At 41.5% G+C, this 17,711-nt stretch carries 15 protein-coding genes; 8 read left to right on the top strand and 7 right to left on the bottom strand.

The window, feature by feature from the left end; translation table 11 throughout:
- The first annotated feature begins 32 nt into the window (after positions 1 to 32).
- The 3 genes from E3K36_08145 (at position 33) to E3K36_08135 (ending at position 2,124) form a co-directional block, all read left to right on the top strand.
- Positions 33 to 563 (top strand): hypothetical protein, encoded by a 531-nt coding sequence (locus E3K36_08145; GenBank protein MCF6155210.1) that lies wholly within the window; start codon positions 33 to 35, stop codon positions 561 to 563.
- Positions 542 to 1,030, top strand: a complete 489-nt coding sequence (locus E3K36_08140) for a response regulator (protein ID MCF6155209.1) — start codon at positions 542 to 544, stop codon at positions 1,028 to 1,030. Before E3K36_08145 ends, E3K36_08140 begins: the two co-directional genes overlap by 22 nt.
- A gap of 200 nt (positions 1,031 to 1,230) precedes the next feature.
- Complete coding sequence (locus tag E3K36_08135; GenBank protein ID MCF6155208.1) at positions 1,231 to 2,124, top strand: formate/nitrite transporter family protein; 894 nt, start codon at positions 1,231 to 1,233, stop codon at positions 2,122 to 2,124.
- Positions 2,125 to 2,307: 183 nt separating this feature from the next.
- Here the strand turns inward: E3K36_08135 and E3K36_08130 are convergent, their stop codons facing one another.
- The 4 genes from E3K36_08130 to hisD are packed head-to-tail and all read right to left on the bottom strand — an operon-like array spanning position 2,308 to position 6,496.
- The gene (locus E3K36_08130) at positions 2,308 to 3,447 is read right to left on the bottom strand and encodes a cell surface protein (protein ID MCF6155207.1); all 1,140 of its coding nucleotides are present in this window, start codon (positions 3,445 to 3,447) and stop codon (positions 2,308 to 2,310) included.
- 28 nt (positions 3,448 to 3,475) lie between these two features.
- Positions 3,476 to 4,066 (bottom strand): imidazoleglycerol-phosphate dehydratase HisB, encoded by a 591-nt coding sequence (hisB, locus tag E3K36_08125; protein ID MCF6155206.1) that lies wholly within the window; start codon positions 4,064 to 4,066, stop codon positions 3,476 to 3,478.
- Positions 4,067 to 4,091: 25 nt separating this feature from the next.
- Complete coding sequence (gene hisC, locus E3K36_08120; GenBank protein ID MCF6155205.1) at positions 4,092 to 5,186, bottom strand: histidinol-phosphate transaminase; 1,095 nt, start codon at positions 5,184 to 5,186, stop codon at positions 4,092 to 4,094.
- Positions 5,183 to 6,496 (bottom strand): histidinol dehydrogenase, encoded by a 1,314-nt coding sequence (gene hisD, locus E3K36_08115; protein ID MCF6155204.1) that lies wholly within the window; start codon positions 6,494 to 6,496, stop codon positions 5,183 to 5,185. Before hisD ends, hisC begins: the two co-directional genes overlap by 4 nt.
- 665 nt (positions 6,497 to 7,161) lie before the next feature.
- On the opposite strand from hisD, the gene E3K36_08110 reads away from it, so the two are divergent.
- From E3K36_08110 to E3K36_08100, 3 genes are all read left to right on the top strand, one after another.
- A complete protein-coding gene (locus E3K36_08110) occupies positions 7,162 to 8,379 on the top strand; it encodes an RCC1 repeat- and reductase domain-containing protein (protein MCF6155203.1) in 1,218 nt (405 codons plus the stop codon).
- A gap of 91 nt (positions 8,380 to 8,470) precedes the next feature.
- Positions 8,471 to 9,430: a hypothetical protein gene (locus tag E3K36_08105; GenBank protein ID MCF6155202.1), complete on the top strand. Its 960-nt coding sequence runs from the start codon at positions 8,471 to 8,473 to the stop codon at positions 9,428 to 9,430.
- 132 nt (positions 9,431 to 9,562) lie between these two features.
- Positions 9,563 to 10,570, top strand: coding sequence for an aspartate-semialdehyde dehydrogenase (locus E3K36_08100; protein ID MCF6155201.1), 1,008 nt, complete (start codon positions 9,563 to 9,565; stop codon positions 10,568 to 10,570).
- Positions 10,571 to 11,526: 956 nt separating this feature from the next.
- Here E3K36_08100 and E3K36_08095 read toward each other — a convergent pair.
- Positions 11,527 to 12,801, bottom strand: coding sequence for a (Fe-S)-binding protein (locus E3K36_08095; GenBank protein ID MCF6155200.1), 1,275 nt, complete (start codon positions 12,799 to 12,801; stop codon positions 11,527 to 11,529).
- A gap of 147 nt (positions 12,802 to 12,948) precedes the next feature.
- On the bottom strand, positions 12,949 to 13,494 hold the full coding sequence (locus tag E3K36_08090) for a hypothetical protein (GenBank protein MCF6155199.1): 546 nt from the start codon (positions 13,492 to 13,494) through the stop codon (positions 12,949 to 12,951).
- A gap of 371 nt (positions 13,495 to 13,865) precedes the next feature.
- Here E3K36_08090 and E3K36_08085 point away from each other — a divergent pair, with 371 nt between their 5' ends.
- Positions 13,866 to 14,045, top strand: coding sequence for a hypothetical protein (locus tag E3K36_08085; GenBank protein ID MCF6155198.1), 180 nt, complete (start codon positions 13,866 to 13,868; stop codon positions 14,043 to 14,045).
- A 216-nt stretch (positions 14,046 to 14,261) separates the two neighbouring features.
- Here the strand turns inward: E3K36_08085 and E3K36_08080 are convergent, their stop codons facing one another.
- Positions 14,262 to 15,239: a hypothetical protein gene (locus E3K36_08080; protein ID MCF6155197.1), complete on the bottom strand. Its 978-nt coding sequence runs from the start codon at positions 15,237 to 15,239 to the stop codon at positions 14,262 to 14,264.
- A 408-nt stretch (positions 15,240 to 15,647) separates the two neighbouring features.
- Here E3K36_08080 and mutL point away from each other — a divergent pair, with 408 nt between their 5' ends.
- Positions 15,648 to 17,540, top strand: coding sequence for a DNA mismatch repair endonuclease MutL (gene mutL, locus E3K36_08075; GenBank protein MCF6155196.1), 1,893 nt, complete (start codon positions 15,648 to 15,650; stop codon positions 17,538 to 17,540).
- Positions 17,541 to 17,711 lie beyond the last annotated feature (171 nt).

The raw sequence follows: 17,711 nt of genomic DNA, 5'->3' as shown, positions 1-17,711 counted from the left end.
ATTTAAATACGCTGAACGAGGAGTAGAAAATTATGGGAAATGAAACTGTAAAGGGCTTATCCGTCAATGCGAAAACCCTTATTATAATACTGCTGTTTGTGAATGTGGGGTTCGCATCCAAGATGATAAATAAATACTATGCCATGAAGGAAGCTGGCTATGTCAGAGAAAAAACCTTCCACGAACAACTCGAACAAAGAGTGATGAAGGCCTTTGGTTCTATGGAAGAGCTGAATAAGATGGTTAGTGATATTACACGGCAAAAAGAAGATGCAGAAAAAATAGCAGCTTCTTTTAAGACGCAGGGTGAACAACTGAAGGTTGTGAACATAAAGCTCGAAGATGCAAAAGCAAAACTGGAGGAGGAAAAGGCCCGGTTGCAAAGAGAGATATGGGAATTAGAAGACTCGCTGTCCCTTGCAAAGAAGACATTGAGTAACAAGGATGTGACTATTCGGGAACTTATGGGGAATTTGGAGCAAGTTGAAAAAGAAAATGCGATGCTCAAAAAACAGATTGAAGAGCACGCGAAAACCCCAGAATGGAGTCTTCCCAAACAATAAAACATTATATTTGTGTTAAAATCGAAAAGATCTTTATGTCAAAGGTTTTAATTATAGAAGAGCAGGAGAAGGTTAGAATGTCATTGGTAAGTGCCTTTAGGCGAGAAGGTTTCGGAACATGCGATGGCACTGGATGGAGTGGTGCGGCAGAGTTATTCGGGAGAAATGCCTACGATCTGATTATTGTCGATTTAGGTGTAAGGCCTTCCGAAGGTTGCGAAATGTTAAAGAAGATCAAATTTTCTAACCCTGATGCAGAGCTTGTAGCAATTATTTCCCCGAATATCTACGATACAGACCGGATGGCTAGCTGTGGAGTGTATGATTGCATACTGAAGCCGTTCAGACAAAAAGATGTAATCGATATAGGAAAGAAAGCGTTGGAAAAAAAACAATTGGCAGACAAGGTACGCAACCTGGAACAAATCATGGATATGAACAAAATGATTCTCAAGGAAAAGAGTTAAAGCGTGGTTCAAATGATGAGGTATTTGTTTGACTGGTTGTTAAGAAATAAGGGAAAGGAGGTATGATAAAAAATAAAAATTGTTAAAAAAGTTTTTGAATGTTGGATGTTAGAAGTTTGTACTAAGAGGAGAGATATGTTAAAAAAGGGGTGTTGTTTTGAAGTTGATATTCACAACAACATTTTAGAGGAGAACAATTAATGTTATATACTGCGAACGTAGATGCAATTGCAGCGGTGTCTCTCAAGAAAGCCACTGCAATGAAACATAGTCTAACGGGTTTCTTGACACTTTCTGTGATGGCTGGTTTTTATATTGGGTTTGGCGTCATCCTTGCATTTATTTGTGCGGCGCCTGTTGCGGCACTAAATCCAGGAATTGGTAAGATAGTTGCGGGTGCAACCTTTGGTATTGCATTGTCATTAGTAATTATTGGTGGAGCCGAGTTGTTTACCGGGTATAACCTGCTTGTATTTAAAGGAACACTGAGGGGCACTATAACGCTCGCCGATTCCATGCTGGGTTGGTTTTGGACATACTTAGGGAACCTGGGTGGATCAATGCTCTTTGCACTTATGATTATTGTCGCCGGTATCTTTGCCCCTGATCCCTGGAAGTCATTTATACTCAAGGTGGCTACCTATAAGTCTACTGCACCATGGTGGGAGCTATTCTTCAGGGGTATCTTCTGTAACTGGCTGGTCTGTCTGGCAATATGGTCTTGCTTTAGATGTACGAGCGATTCCGGCAAGTTGATTATGATCTGGTGGTGTTTATTTGCTTTCATTACGACAGGCATGGAACACAGCGTTGCGAATATGACAATATTAACAATTGCGAACTTATTACCGCATGATCCAGCGGCAATTTCATGGGGTAAGATGTTTGGTTGGAATCTTGTCGCTGTTACCCTTGGTAACATTGTGGGCGGTACATTTTTTGTTACATTCCTGTATTGGTTTGCAAATGCCATGGATGAAAAGGGCGCCAGGAAGATGGAGGCCATAAAAGGAGGTTCTGGAAGCGCTGGGTTACCGCGAGCTGGTGGGTCTCCAGAAGAAATTAAAGATGTTAAGGTGAAGATGAAGTCATAAATTCGTAATGAAACCGTCAAGGTTGGACGATAAACTGATAGAAGATTGTTCAGAAAAAGTTTCAGACACAACTAAACGAAAAGGCCAGCATAAAATGCTGGCCTTTTCTTATGATTGTTACAGAAAACAAATAAAACAAAGAAGGTATAAAAATTTTATTCTTGTTCGGAGGCTTTACGCTAATTATTGTTGGAAAGCTTCCCCTATAGCGTAAAGTTTCCCGTCATTAGAACCGATATAAATGGTGCCATCGGCATCAATAGCAGGTGACGATTCTATTGCGCTTCCCGTTTCAAAAATCCACTTCACATTTCCATCGGAATTGAGGGCATACAATTTTTTATCTCTGGAACCAACATAAATGGTACCGTCTGCGCCAATAGCGGGAGATGAATGAACAGAGGAGTCAGTTTCAAAACACCACTTTAGCCTTCCTGAGGAAGTAAATGCATAGAGATTGTTGTCTCCCGAGCCAAAGTATATAGTTCCGTCTGTGTCGATAGCTGCAGAAGAATCGATATCGTACTTGGTGTCAAACGTCCATTCTGTATGTCCGTCTGCACGAAAGGCATAAAATCTGGCATCCTCAGAACCTATGTAAATGTTCCCGTTGGGAGCGATGAGGGGAGAGGCATCTAAGAGGTACCTGGTGCCAAAACTCCATACAGCCTTGCCTTCTGGTTTCATGGCAAATAAATAATAGTCCCCGGAACCAAAATAGATCATACCATCAGGTGCAATGGCTGGTGATGAGGCCACGTGATCGGCGGTCTTTTGCGTCCACTTTAATTTGCCATCTTTAGTAATAGCGTGAAGTTTTTTATCCCAGGATCCGACATAGATCGTTCCGTCGGGCGCAATGGTCGGGGAAGAAATAATACCGCCTTCGGATTTATATTTCCAAAGGATACTCCCATCAGGATTCAACGCATAGAGATGGCTATCCCAGGAACCAAAGAGAATCGTGCCGTCCTTTCTGACGGCAGGTGATGAATCAACCTCATCCTGTGTTTCGAATACCCATTTAAGTTTACCATTTCGTGTAACGGCATAGAGTTTTTTATCTTTCGAGCCAAAGTAAATTGTGCCATCTTCCCCAATAGCTGGAGAAGAAGCAATAGGTCCTTGGGTTTGGAATGTCCACTTTAGAACTGGCTTTTGAATGCTCACATAAGGGCTTCTTCCTGTGTGTTGTATGTCGTGCCTGAACATGGGCCAAGGTGTGTCAGCAAGCTGCGCATAAAGCGCGAAAGATAAAAAGACAGTAAGTAGGAAAAAAACAAATATCGGTGGGACACAAAACTGGATATATTTTTTCAACATACAAAATTTCCTTTTGTCTGTAAAGTTTTTAAAGTACCCCTTTCGTTGATGGGATATCTTTTATGCGTTTATCAACCTGAACAGCATCTTCTAACGCCTTGGCCAGTCCTTTAAATATTGCTTCTGCTATGTGATGAGCGTTGCTGCCATACGGAACATTCACGTGCAGGTTAATGCCCGCATTTGTGCTAAAGGCCTCCAAGAATTCTTCAATAAGTTCCACATCAAAATTTCCTATTTTTTCTGTATGGAATGTAACGTTAAAGACCAACGCAGGTCTGCCACTGATGTCGATCGCGATATTGGCAAGGGCTTCCTGCATAGGGATGCTTGAACTTGAGAAGCGCCGAATTCCCCTTTTGTTGCCTAATGCCTCTTTAATTCCCAGACCGAAACATATCCCCACATCTTCTACTGTGTGGTGGTCGTCCACAATGCGGTCTCCGCTTGCTTTAATAGTTAAGTCGAACAGACCATGTTTGGTGAGTATATCAAGCATATGATCCAGGAAGCCAACACCAGTAGAAATATTGCTATTTCCATCCCCATCAATCGTAAGGGTTAATTCGACCTGTGTTTCTCGGGTTTTTCTGCAGATTGTAGCTGTCCTTTTTGTCATCTGAATTGCATGGATACAGGTGCCCTCATCTAAGGATAACAGGCGAATGCGTCGTCGCATTCGCATGTGTCGTTATACTTGCAAGTTCTTTTAGATGTTTCAGTAAAATATCAATTTCTTCTCTTGTGCCAATCGTAATGCGCAGGCAGTCATCCAGTCGTCTCATATTGAAGTATCGTACCAATATCTTTCGTGATTTCAAAGCTTGGTATAAAGTGTGTGCATGGACTCCATTCATGCACCGTGCCAGTACAAAGTTGGTTTGTGAAGGATATACGAAAAATCCCATCTCCTGTAAGGATTTCGTGAGATAGTGTTTCGTTTCCTTTATCATTTCAGTGTGAGTCTTCATGCTTTTTTGGTCATCCAGAGCTGCAACTACTGCAGCGATGCTGAGTCGGTCAACATTATATGAATCCTTTACCTTCATCATTCCCTGAATAAGAGATTCCTGGGCAATACAAAACCCAAGTCTGATGCCTGCCAGCGAATATGACTTTGAAAGTGTGCGCAGGATAAGGATGTTGGTGTGTTTTTCGACCAGAGAGAGGCAATTATCGTCTGCAAAATCAGCATATGCCTCGTCAACAACGAGTACACCATCTATCTTAGAAGCAATCTTTGATATTTCTCCCGGTGATATCATTGTCCCGGAAGGTGAATTCGGATTTGCGACAAATGTAACCTTTGCCCCTTTTACAATGAAATCTTTGGGAAGAGAATAATCTTCTGTAAAATCTATGGCGCACGCAACCCCATCTTGCAGTTCTGCAAGTGTCTTGTAGAGCATATAAGACGGGTAAGGGAAAACAACCTTATCCCCCTGGCCTGCAAAGCTCCGTATAATTATAGACAGCAGGTCGTCGGAACCGTTTCCTGCCATAACGCGTTCCGGCTTTGTGCCTACTATTTCGGCAATTTTTATTCTGGCTGCCGTTGCAATCGGGTCAGGGTAAAGGCGAAGGTTTTCGTTCACCGCCTCTTTAATGGCATGTAATATCTTTGGGGAAGGCGGGTATGGATTTTCGTTTGTATTGAGCTTTATGTAGATGCCGTCTTTTGGTTGCTCACCTGGCGTATATCCTGACATTCTTTCGATGTTGTCCCGAAAATAGCTCAATAGGATACTCCTTTTTTTGGCTTTAGTCTGATTTGAACAGACCGTGTATGTGCATCCAAACCCTCGGCCCCTGAAATTTCAGCTAAATCAGTATAAGCGGCCTTGAGCGCCGACTTTGAATAGGTTATTACGCTGGATCTCTTCAGGAAATCATTCACTGATAATCCGGATGAAAAGCGTGCCGTCCCGCTTGTTGGAAGTACATGTGAGGGTCCCGCAATATAATCTCCCAACGCAACCGGGGTATACGGTCCCAAAAAGATCGCCCCGGCATGTTTGATACCCGACAGCAGGGTCCTGGGGTTTTGTGTCATAATTTGTAAATGCTCCGGGGCCAATGTGTTGGCTGTTTCGACACATTCATCAATGTTTTTTGCCAATATAATAACACCAAATTTTTTAAGGCATTTTTTTGTGTCTGCGCACCGCCTGAGTTTCGTTATTTGTTGATTTAACTCTGATGTAACTTGTTTCACCAGCAATTCGGAGAAAGTGACCAGTATTGAGATACCGGGTGCATGTTCTGCTTGTGATAGTAAGTCAGATGCTACAAACGACGGGTTTGCATGGTCGTCCGCTATAATCAATACTTCGCTGGGTCCCGCAAGCATATCGATGCCAGCATATCCAAAGATTTCTTTTTTTGCAAGCGTTACAAAAATATTCCCAGGTCCTACGATTTTGTCTGCCTTTGGAATGGTCTCCGTACCAAATGCAAGGGCAGCTATAGCCTGTGCGCCACCAACCTTATATATCTCATGAATACCTACCTCCTTTGCCGCGACCAGTCTTTCGGGTGGAATAGTTCCATCCTTCGAAGGAGGTGTAGTCATAATTATCTTGTTTACGCCTGCTACGCGTGCTGGTATCGCATTCATCAATACCGTAGATGGATAAGAAGCGGCACCACCTGGAACGTACACTCCCACACTTTCTAAAGGAGAATACAAGGTGTCAAGTACAATGCCGTTCGTCTTTAACGGGCTAACGTTGCGGATTCGTATATGTTCCTGATATGTCCATATATTAGTGATAGCATGTTGTATGGACTTTACAAAGGGGGACGATATTTTCCTGTAGGCCTCCTCGATTTCGTTATCTTTTACCCGAAAATCCTTCGGTGAAAGATGTGCCTTATCATAGAGTTTGCTATATTTCGCAAGTGATTTATCTTTTCGCTTTTTGACGTCCTGGATAATCTTAAGTACCGTTGTTCTATTCGCGGATATGCTATCTAAAATGTTTAATTGCTGTTTGAGTTTTTCGATTTCCTTATCAATCTTACATTCCCAAGTCCTGAGTATCCTCATCATCGCATTCTCAAAAATTAACGAGGCCTTATGCCTCGTTTGTCATATTAATACAAATCGGTTATCTATCTGTTAACGCAATATATGGTTAAAAATTATATTTTCTGCTGATATTGTTGTCAAGGAAAATGAAAACGGTTTATAGTACCACCTGTCTTCAGCAAAACGGTGTCTGTGAGGAAAACTAAAAATGGTAAGCATCGTGCAAAACCATCACAAGTGAGTAGTCTGTATGTCATAAATGAAAGAAATTTGATTGCCTGTTGTCTTGTGAAAATCATCAGAAATTTCTTGACAATTGCACAGTATCGGTACATAGTCTACGTATATGATAATGTATGTTCATGGCAAGGTTGACCACCTGAGAACGACGATAGATTTGAGAGGGAAAAATTGTTGGTGTTTTAGACGTCAGCGGCGATAGCCCGTATGCTGACCACAACGTCACATGGAAAATGTGCGGCATAGACTGAATCTGGAATATATTCTTGCTGGGTTAGTCCCGCAAAGATAACAATATTGTTTATGATATTATCAATGGTATTAGCTCCAGTGACTGTGACCATTCGCAATGTTCCCCGGAAACAGCCAGAATTCCCGGGGAATTTCCAAAGACGCATCCCGTGAGAAAAAAGAAATAATAAGTAAAAATCCTTAAACTGTTTATGGGAAAAGCACTTTTTAATCATATCGATATCAAGTATTCCTGTTCGGGAGGAGTGTGTAATACCGTGATGTACAACAAACGTATCATTTTATGCTGGATTGTAATCTTGTTTTCTCTGTTTTTGCCCTTTAATATGGTGGCTTCTGCCTCAACAATTGTGCAGGTGTCGGGTGGTGGTTTTCATAGCTTGGTTTTGAAATCAGACGGCACTGTTTGGGCATGGGGATTAAATATGTACGGTCAGCTTGGTGATGGAACAAATACAGATAGGAAGATACCGGTACAGGTAAAGGGGCTGGACAATGTTGCTGCAATCGCAGGAGGAGTGTGGCACAGTATTGCTTTGAAAACAGATGGTACAGTCTGGGTATGGGGAGGCAACTGGGCGGGGCAGCTGGGAGAAGGAACGACTAAGAGCAGAAACATACCAGTACAGATAAATGGCCTTAGTGGTATCTTGGCGATTGCCACGAAAGGACAACACAGTATTGTGCTGAGGTCTGATGGAACCGTTTTGGCCTGGGGGAGAAACGCATACGGACAATTGGGAGACGGAACCACTACAGATAAAAATATACCCGTACAGGTAAGAGGGCTTAGCAACATTGTCTCCATTGCCGGAGGTGGGTACCACTGCCTTGCCAAGGAGAAAGATGGCACCATCTGGGCTTGGGGTCTCAACAGAAATAATCAGTTGGGAGACGGTTCCACCACTGACAGGGCAATCCCTGTTCCGGTGTGCGGACTTGCGGACGTCAGTATTATTAATGGTGGGGGAGACCACAGTATTGCCCTGAAGAACAACGGTAACGTGTGGACATGGGGATTTAATCAATATGGACAGTTGGGAAACGGTTCGACTGATAACGGAAGTACTCCATTCTCCATAGAGGAGCTTAGAAAAGTCACTGCAATTGCCGGTGGAGGAGACCACACCCTTGCCCTGAAATCAGACGGAACCGTATGGGCTTGGGGGAGTAATAGTTCAGGTCAGTTGGGGGAAGGAACTACTACAAAGAGAGACATCCCCGTTCTTGTAAAAAAACTCGACAATGTCATTTCTGTTTCTGGTGGAGGACAACACAGCATTGCCTTAAAAGCCGATGGTACCATATGGGCATGGGGATTAAACAAAAACGGTCAACTGGGAGATGGTTCTACCTCAAATAGAAATACCCCGGCTGAGGTAATCAGTAGTTACCATTTTCAGAATTGAGATATTACTCAGATTGGTGGCATTACCGGTTGGTTTCGTTTTGACATTTTCTTGTAAAGTGATATAATTGCCTTCTTTAAAATAATTTGTTATGGCGGTAATAGCAGGTATAGATGAGGCTGGATACGGTCCAACGCTTGGGCCAATGGTAGTTACCGTCGTTGCGATTGATGTGCCGGATGAGAAGGCAGATTGTTCCTTGTGGGAGCTTTTGAAGGAAGCCGTATCAACTGAGCGTAAAGCACGGAAACAACGACTTGTCGTTCGGGATAGTAAAAAATTATACAACGCACACAATGGCTTGAAACCGTTGGAGGATGCTGTTCTTTCATTTTTGTTGTCCAAAGGTTTACAGATTACATCGTTTTTTCAACTGCTGGGCAGCTTATCATGTTGCAATACAGATGTTATTGCTTGGTATCCATGGTATAAGAATAAGGATTATTCCCTACCGGTAACTACGAGTATTTCTGTTCTGTTAAATTATACAGATTTATTAACGTATGTTTTTCAGAAGCACAATGTACGGTTTTCCTATGCAAAGAGTTGTGTTGTAACTGTTCAGGAGTTTAATGAACAGGTAAGGTCGTTTGGAAATAAGTCTGTTGTCCTATTTAATAATTGCGCAGTACTTATCTCCAGACTGTGGAATTTATGTGATGGCAATATACGTTTGATTGTTGACAAGCAGGGTGGCAGAAATACGTATACCAGCCTGTTGAAAGCCCAATTGCCTATGGCAGATATAAGAATTTTAAGCGAAAGTGCCAGGGTTTCAACATACGAGGTGTTCGATACCGGCAAGAGAATGAAGATATCCTTTGTGGAAAAGGGTGAAGATATCTGCATGTCGGTAGCCCTTGCATCAATGTTTAGTAAATATATTCGGGAGTTGTTCATGCGGTTGGAAAATCAATATTGGGTTCAACTTCTCCCTGGTTTAAAACCAACTGCCGGCTATTATAGTGATGCGCAGCGATTTTTGTCACAGATAGCGGATGTTCGGAAAAAAGAAGCGATTCCGGATGATCTTTTAATACGTATTAAGTAAATGGCTTAAGCCTAGGGGACATAGAGAAAGAAAAGAGCATTTAAACGCGGAATAAAAGGAATTTGTAAGGGTTCTTTCCTCGGTGGTCTCTGTGGTTAAAGGCCTTAACAACGAAAGGAGTTTTTGGAAGAGATGGCTGTAAATGTGGCTGTGGTAGGTGCAACAGGCGCAGTGGGTGAGGAATTTCTCCGAATACTGGAAAGCAGGAAATTTCCGGTTGAAGAATTGAGATTATTAGCCTCGAGGCGTTCTGCCGGGAAAAAGATGCGGTTTTGCGGGGCTGAATATACAGTACAGGAATTAACAAAGCATTCATTCCAGGGGATAAAGATTGCCCTTTTTAGTGCAGGGGCAAGCATCAGCAGGGAATATGTACCTTACGCTATCGAAAGTGGCGCCGTTTGTGTAGATAATTCCAGCGCATTCAGGATGGACGATGACGTGCCCCTGGTGGTGCTGGAGGTAAATCCTCAAGAAATTGCCAGGCATCATGGGGTAATTGCTAATCCCAATTGCTCCACGATTCAGATGGTAGTTGCTTTAAAACCGATCCATGATGTTGCGCGGATAAAGAGGATTGTTGTATCGACATACCAGGCTGTATCTGGTGCTGGTTTGAAAGCCGTTAACGAGCTCTTAAAGGAGACTGCGAGTATTCTCGGTGGCAAGGAAGATTTTAAGAGAAATTTGTTTCCCCACCAGATTGCCTTTAATGTATTGCCTCAGATTCCCCAGAGTAATGCATTTCTCGCTAATGGTTACACATCCGAAGAACTGAAGATGGTGGACGAGACAAAAAAAATTATGGGTGATCATAGCATCAAGGTAACTGCAACTACCGTGCGTGTACCTGTTATTCGTGGTCATAGCGAGTCTGTGAATGTAGAAACAGAGAAAAAAATCACCGTAGCTGAAGTAAAAAGGCTTCTTTCAAGTGCGCCAGGCGTTACCCTGGTGGACGACCCTGCTAATCAAATGTATCCCCTCGCTATACATGCGGTGGGGAAAGACGATGTCTTTGTAGGTCGTATCCGCGAAGACGAATCCGTTGCAAATGGGATCAATCTCTGGATTGTGAGCGATAATCTCCGAAAAGGTGCGGCCCTGAACGCAATCCAGATTGCAGAGAAACTGTTGTAATAGACTTCTAATATAGCACACTATATAGAAAAGCTTTCCCTGAATAATTTTAAGGTAATCTGTGGTTCTACTTTGTAAAAATGGATGTGGAATGGCAAGAGTTAAAGGTTTTTGATTTTTGTTTCTAGTGCCGTATCCTTTTTTCATTTCTTTTGCCGAACGGAAAGGTTCGCTCATATTCTTCTTTTCTTAATCCTCTAAGGCTTCCCTGACTTTTGCCTTTCCTTGTTCTGAAAGTTCGAACTCTGATTCTGGAATTTTATCAATCAAAGTTTTTGGTTTTTAGCATCACTTGATTTTCTTTAGTCGGTTCTGAACATAAAGATGGATGGATTACTGAGAGAAAAAAAATCAAACTTACTGGTGAAAGTAAATCATTTTTGAATGCAGGTCAACAAAATCTTATCAATATAATACCGGGGGTTGTATATCGTTATGAAGATTTTGTAAAAGGATTAATAAAGGAAATTACAGGTAATCGTAATTCTATTGAGATTTACACTAACCATCCCATAAAATCTGGAGGTAAAGGTTCAATTTTAGTTAATAATCCATCTGCTTCTGAAATTCTTCATGGCAATAGTGGAGAAAATTTGTCTCTAATCATCAATAGTATCAGGACTCAGGAGGAGGGAGTGATCTCATATACAAAATTTTTATACTGCCAATTCCGAATCTGGACTCATAATGAAGATTACGGCAGGTGGTGGCTTTGCAGGAGTTACAGCAACGGGTTTCACGCATGATAACCCAAAGAGATTATAGATTTTATGTAACAGTTGATATTCGGAAAACAATGTTTACTATCAGGCCACTAAAACCTGCTGCGGTTTTTTTTGTGCTGATATCAATATCCCTAATAAAGTTTTTATTAAGGCGGTTGACTATGGGGCACGCGTTCTGGCTAATGCAGAAATCGTCCTGACAAAAAGAGACGATGTAATCAATTTTATTTTTTAAGATATGGTTCCTTCTATCTCTCTTAGCCTTGCACAATCTTTTAACTGGGAAGCTTTTGATAATGCGTCTCGTAATATCTGTACAGTGTGTGTACATTTCACTTGAGAACCCCTTGCAGCAAGGAGGTCTTCAATCTGAAGCCGACATCCCGGGCAACCCGTTGCCACAACTTCCGCACCGCTTTTTTCAATGGCTCGTGCCTTATGTTCACCAATCTTTGTGGAGAGGTCATAATGTATTAAATTAAATACGCCACCACCGCCGCAGCATCGTTCAGGGGTTTCCATCTCCTGAAACGTGGAAGAACGTCTCAAAATATCTCTGGGTTGTTTTGAGATGTTTTGACCCCAGTAGAGATGACACGGATCATGGTAGGTAATCTTTGTATTTAATGTCTTTGTTTCGTATGCAAAATATTTTTCAATAAACTCGGATATGTCGTATAACTTGTCCGTGAATTTTAAGGCACGATTCCCCAGGATATGGGGATAATCTCTTTTCAATGTCCTCCCGCAGGTGGCACATGCAGTGATAATAAAATCGACGTTGGCCTTCTTAAATACCTCCACGTTTACTTCTGCCAGTCTTCGTGCTGTTTTGACGTCCCCCAACGATCTTGCAGGAATGCCACAGCACAATTGTGCTGGGGGGACAACAACCTCTACCTCAAAATGGTTTAATACCTCAATTACTGCATCAGCAATATCGGTATAGACGTAATTGATAAGACAGCCTACATAAAACCCCACTTTCATTTTAGGAGATTTTATCTTTTTCGCATTTCGATATTTTTTAAGTACAGTCTCTTTCGCCAAAGGAGGAATCCACCTGCCACCCATAAACATGAAGGGCAGATGCCGCATGGTACCGTGTCGCTTTAGTGGAACAAGATTTTGAAAGGTACTGGCAGTTTTCAAAAGCAGATTAAAGAGCCATCTTCGGGTCAGGAACAGTCTGAATACAATCCGTGGTATAAGCCATATTCCGAGGTGATTTGCCAGATCGTCAAGCATGGTTTGGATGATGAAGTCATAATCAACACCCGATGGGCAGATACTGGAGCATCGGAGGCATTTCTTGCAGGAAAGGAGATAATCCCTCAAGAGTTCCGTGTAAAAAATTTCACCATTTTGTAATGCATCGGCCAGACTGATACGTCCGCGTGCTACCATGGATTCGTTACCCGTCTCGATAAAAACGGGGCAGACAGAGCGACATTTACCACATTTGGCGCACTTGTTAATTTCTATTTCCCACTCCTTAGTAATCATGTATTTTCCCCACGACGATAGTTTTCTTGTGAAAAGTTTTTGGTTTGTTACTAAGGATAATTGTAGCAAAGAGAAAATAAAAAAGGGAGGCTTTTTAGGCCTCCCTTTTTTATTTTAAAAGTATTTCGATTGATGAAGTCTCTTTCATCAATCGTCATCGTCATCATCATCATTCTTTCCCCGGTCCTTTATTTTTACTGTATCACTCCCCTCGAATCTTGTACCGTCTTCTAATTCACCGGTAACGGTGAGTTCCTGCTTTTCTTTTTCATCTCTTTTCTGAACTCTGTAAAAGTTTGTTTCGGAATCTAGATCCAAGTCTTGTCTGTTAAATGTTGCGATAAACCGTTTTTTGTCTACTTTTCCCTTAATGGCTTCTGCCCCTTCGCATTCAACGGTATCTGTTACTATATCGTTAACATCAAAGGGAGAAGGAAGTTTAATAAATGCCTTAAACTTGCCTTTACTCTTAAGGTTGATGGTTCTTGGTTTTATCTTAACCTCTGCAGGTATAACTGCGGGTGTGGCCGTAGGAGACGCTACTGGAGTAGGCGACGGAGTGGTAACTGGTGTAGGTGTTGGCGTTGAAGTGGGCGTTGGAGTTTCAACACTATATCCTTCTGTAACAATTATCAACGATAGAATTGTTACAGAAGAAAACCATCCTATTAAAGTAAAATATTTTTTTATCATTTTTCTTCCTCCTGTGTTAGGAAAATCTTTTTCACTTAAACAACAAGTAAAAACTTAAGAAAAAAATATTATTCAATAAGACAACATTAGTGCTTGTTTTAAATAATCGGCACATTCCTGAATAAATTTAATTATTTTATATATGTATAAATTTGTCAAGCATATTATTGCCCTTTTGTTGATAAATAACACAGATTTTGTTTTTTACAACTGAGTCGTTTCGCAATATAACACTAATTTATTATGATTTAATAAATTAAGTGCTATTATTTAACGCATAACTTCAAGGGTCTTTTGTTCACTGTAGAATCTATAATCACTGCTCATGGTAGGTTCAGAAATTGGCGCTTGCTTTTCATGGAATGTGGTGTATGTCCCAAATTAAGATTCTTCCCATAACTGTCATTAACAAAATTGCAGCAGGCGAGGTGATTGATCGTTCGGTGGCTGTCGTAAAAGAGGTAATTGAAAATGTAATTGATGCCAGCGCATCAAGGATTGATACTCATCTGGAGGATGGGGGGAAGAAAATCGATACGAATATCGAATGATGGTATTGGGATGGATGCCGAAGACCCTTGCCCTTGCATTTCAAAGCCATGCTACCAGTATTTTCCCCGCCACAATAGTTTTTCGTATGAAAAGATTTTTGGTTTGTTACTAAGAATAATTGTAGCAAAGAGAAAATAAAAAAGGGAGGCTTTTTAGGCCTCCCTTTTTTATTTTAAAAGTATTTCGTTTAACGATGCCTCTTTTTCCCATGATCATCAATCATCATTATCATCATTCGTTCCCCGGTCCTTTATTTTTACTGTATCACTCCCCTCGAATCTTGTACCGTCTTCTAATTCACCGGTAACGGTGAGTTCCTGCTTTTCTTTTTCATCTCTTTTCTGAACTCCGTAAAAGTTTGTTTCGGAATCTAGATCCAAGTCTTGTCTGTTAAATGTTGCGATAAACCGTTTTTCATCCACCTTCCCATCAATGGCTTCTGCCCCCTCGCATTCAACCGTTTTAGTTACAATATTATTTACATCGTAAGGAGAATCAGAATCAAACTTGATAAATGCCTTAAATTTGCCGTGGCTCTTGAGGTTGATGGTTTCGGGCTTTATGTCAACGTCTGCCTGTATAACTGCGGGTGTGGCCGTGGGGGATGCCACTGGAGTAGCTGAAGGCGTGGTAATGGGTGTAGGTGTTGCTGCCGTAAATTCTGAGATTATGCCGCCTGGTACCAGGATTGCCAGGATTGAACTTGTGCGTGTAAGAGATGGTGTAGGCGTTGCTACAGGCGTCGCTATTGGAGAACTGGTTGGCGTCGGTGAAGCGGTTATAATTGGAGTAGGCGTTGGAGACGTTGCTTTATTGATTACGACATTGAGAATCTCTAGTTTATCGCCTTTGTCAAGGTTATCAAGAGTAAATTCTAATTCAGCTCTTCCATCCGTAATGGTAAATGATTCTGAATACGTTTTTGGGCTGTCATTAATCTCTGTTTCGGTAACAAGTATACTATCCTGATTGATGAGTTGATCATCAGCAGATCGTAATCCTTCTATAAATAATTTTACTTTGCCGGTATCACTTATACTAATCTTTGCTTCTGCCCCAGCGGAATAGGAGCTTGAAGATGCGACGGTCAGGCTGGTTTCATATAAGTTGTTGCTATATCCTTTTGTTCCAAATATTAATGATAGAATTGTTACAAAAGAAAACCAACCTACTAATGTAAGATGTTTTTTCATCGTCTTCTTCCTCCTTAGTAAAATGACTGTTTAACTTAACAGCAGTAACTTATAAAGAACAGTATGCATTAACGATATTATCGGAATGTCCCTGAAAAAATTTAATCTTTTTTATTTTGTTGGTAGCTTATACTCTTTCATGAAGTTTTGCACCGCCTGTATGATCCTTTAATCCGGCTCTGTAGATTGTTGTTTGTTTGATGTACAATAATTTTGTGTATATAACACACGATTTGTTTTTTGCAGCTGACGTATGAAAATATATGGAATACAAATTTATTATGATTTAAATAAATTAAGTGTTATTATTTGATGTATACTTAAAGGGTTTTTGTTTATTGTAGATCTGCAAGCACCATTCCTGGCAGGTTCGGGAATGGGCGCTTGCTTTTTATGGAATGTTGGTATATGTCACAGATTAAGATTCTTCCCGTAGCCGTTATAAACAAAATTGCAGCAGGTGAGGTGATTGATCGTCCGGCGGCTGTCGTAAAAGAGGTAATTGAAAATGCAATTGATGCGGGCGCATCAAGGATTGATACCCATCTGGAGGATGGAGGAAGAAAGTTGATACAAATATCGGATGACGGTATTGGAATGGATGCAGAAGACCTTGCCCTTGCATTTCAAAGCCATGCTACCAGTAAACTTCGCAATGCAGACGAACTGTTTGCAATCCATACCCTGGGTTTTCGCGGAGAGGCATTGTCGAGCATCGGAGCCGTTTCGCATGCCAGCATTATCTCCAGGGTAAAAGGGTCTTTGCATGGTGCGGAAGTAACGATTGATGGAGGAATTTTGGGCAAAATTAAGGAATGTGGTGCGCCTGAAGGCACACAAGTTGAGGTACGCGATCTGTTTTTTAATGTCCCTGTCCGCAAGAAATTTTTAAGGACGATACCCACAGAAATGGCTTACATTTCCGAAGTACTCACGAGGTTTGCCCTCTCCTATCCGGCGATTCATTTTACCCTCATGCACAACAACAGGACGGTATTTAATCTTCCTCCTGTCCGGGATACGGCTGAACGAATTGCAATATGTTTTGGAGATGAGATGAAAAAACAACTCATTCCCGTGTTTCTTCGGGAAGAGCAATTTGTCCTTTCGGGATTCATTGTGCCACCCTTTTTTGACAAAGCCAATGCGAGGATGCAGTTCATATTTTTGAACGGCCGCTATATCAAAGATGGCGCAATCTTCCGTGCCATTAGCGAATCCTATCGCGGGAAATTAATGCATAAGAGATATCCGATTTTGTTTCTGTTTTTACAGGTAGAGCCGACTGAAGTAGATGTGAATGTCCATCCAACAAAGACCGAGGTGCGCTTCCGGAATACCAACGCAATCTATAATTATGTCCTCTCTGCGTTAAAAGAGGGACTGAGCAAATCAACAGCGAAGACGATTGCGGTGTCGTCTCCGCTTCCGGGATTGGAAAAGGAATCAGTAGCGGCGGAAGAGGCTGACCTTGTAAAAAAATCTCTCTGGGAACAGTTTTCCTTTAGAAAAACGGACCCAAACCTCACTGGTCTTGACTTCCAAAAGAGGATGGAAATCCCCCTTAATTCCCCCTGTAAAAAGGAAAAGTTGATGAAGGAGGAGGGCAGGGAAGTGGATGGAGAAGGATTTCCGAATGAAGGAAAATCAGGGGGTTGCAATACTGTTCAAGCAGGTGATGAAGCAGAGAGAAAAGAAAAAGCATTTCCTTCTGAGGGTACTGGAAAAAAGAAAACCTGCTTTCAAATACATGATGCTTTCATTGTTGAGGAGACAGATGGCGGGTTAAATATTATCGATCAACACGCATTGCATGAAATAATTTTATACCATGAAATAGAAAGGGGCATGCGCACTTCCCAATCACCAAGTCAGCGTTTGTTGATCCCGGAACTGGTAGAATTAAGTCCAAAGGATTTTTTCAACATTATCAGCTTAAAAGAAAATCTGAGGGGGCTGGGGGTTGAGGTTGAGGAGTTTGGGCTGCGTACAATTGCAATTCGCTCCTTCCCGCAAGTTCTGAGGCGATTACATGGCAAGGAATTTATAGAAAGCTTGCTGGCCGGGTTGAGCGATGAAGATTATCTGAAGGGGAAAGATATCATTTTGGATAAATTGATCAGCATTATGGCGTGCAAGGGCGCCGTTAAGGCAGGCCAGAGATTAGAACCGCAAGAAATAGAGGAGCTTCTGAAAATGAAAAAGAGGATAAATGCATATACAAATAACTGTCCCCATGGCAGGCCCACAACTCTGTATTTTTCACTGGATGAGTTGCAAAAACAATTTAAGAGAAAATAGGTAGTTCGATAAATTTGAATTATCCTATGTTTTTTTATGATGAGTGTTTAGGCCTATGTAAACAATGAGAAATCCCTTGACTTTTATTTTTACGAGTGATAAGATTTTTTGCATGTATTTAGTTACGGGTTTCTGTAACTAGGGCAAAAACAAGGCATTTTTGGTGCTTCA

The sequence above is a fragment of the Candidatus Brocadia sp. genome (assembly GCA_021646415.1).
Classification (GTDB): Bacteria; Planctomycetota; Brocadiia; order Brocadiales; family Brocadiaceae; genus Brocadia.
This window is presented reverse-complemented; position numbering and strand designations above follow the sequence as displayed.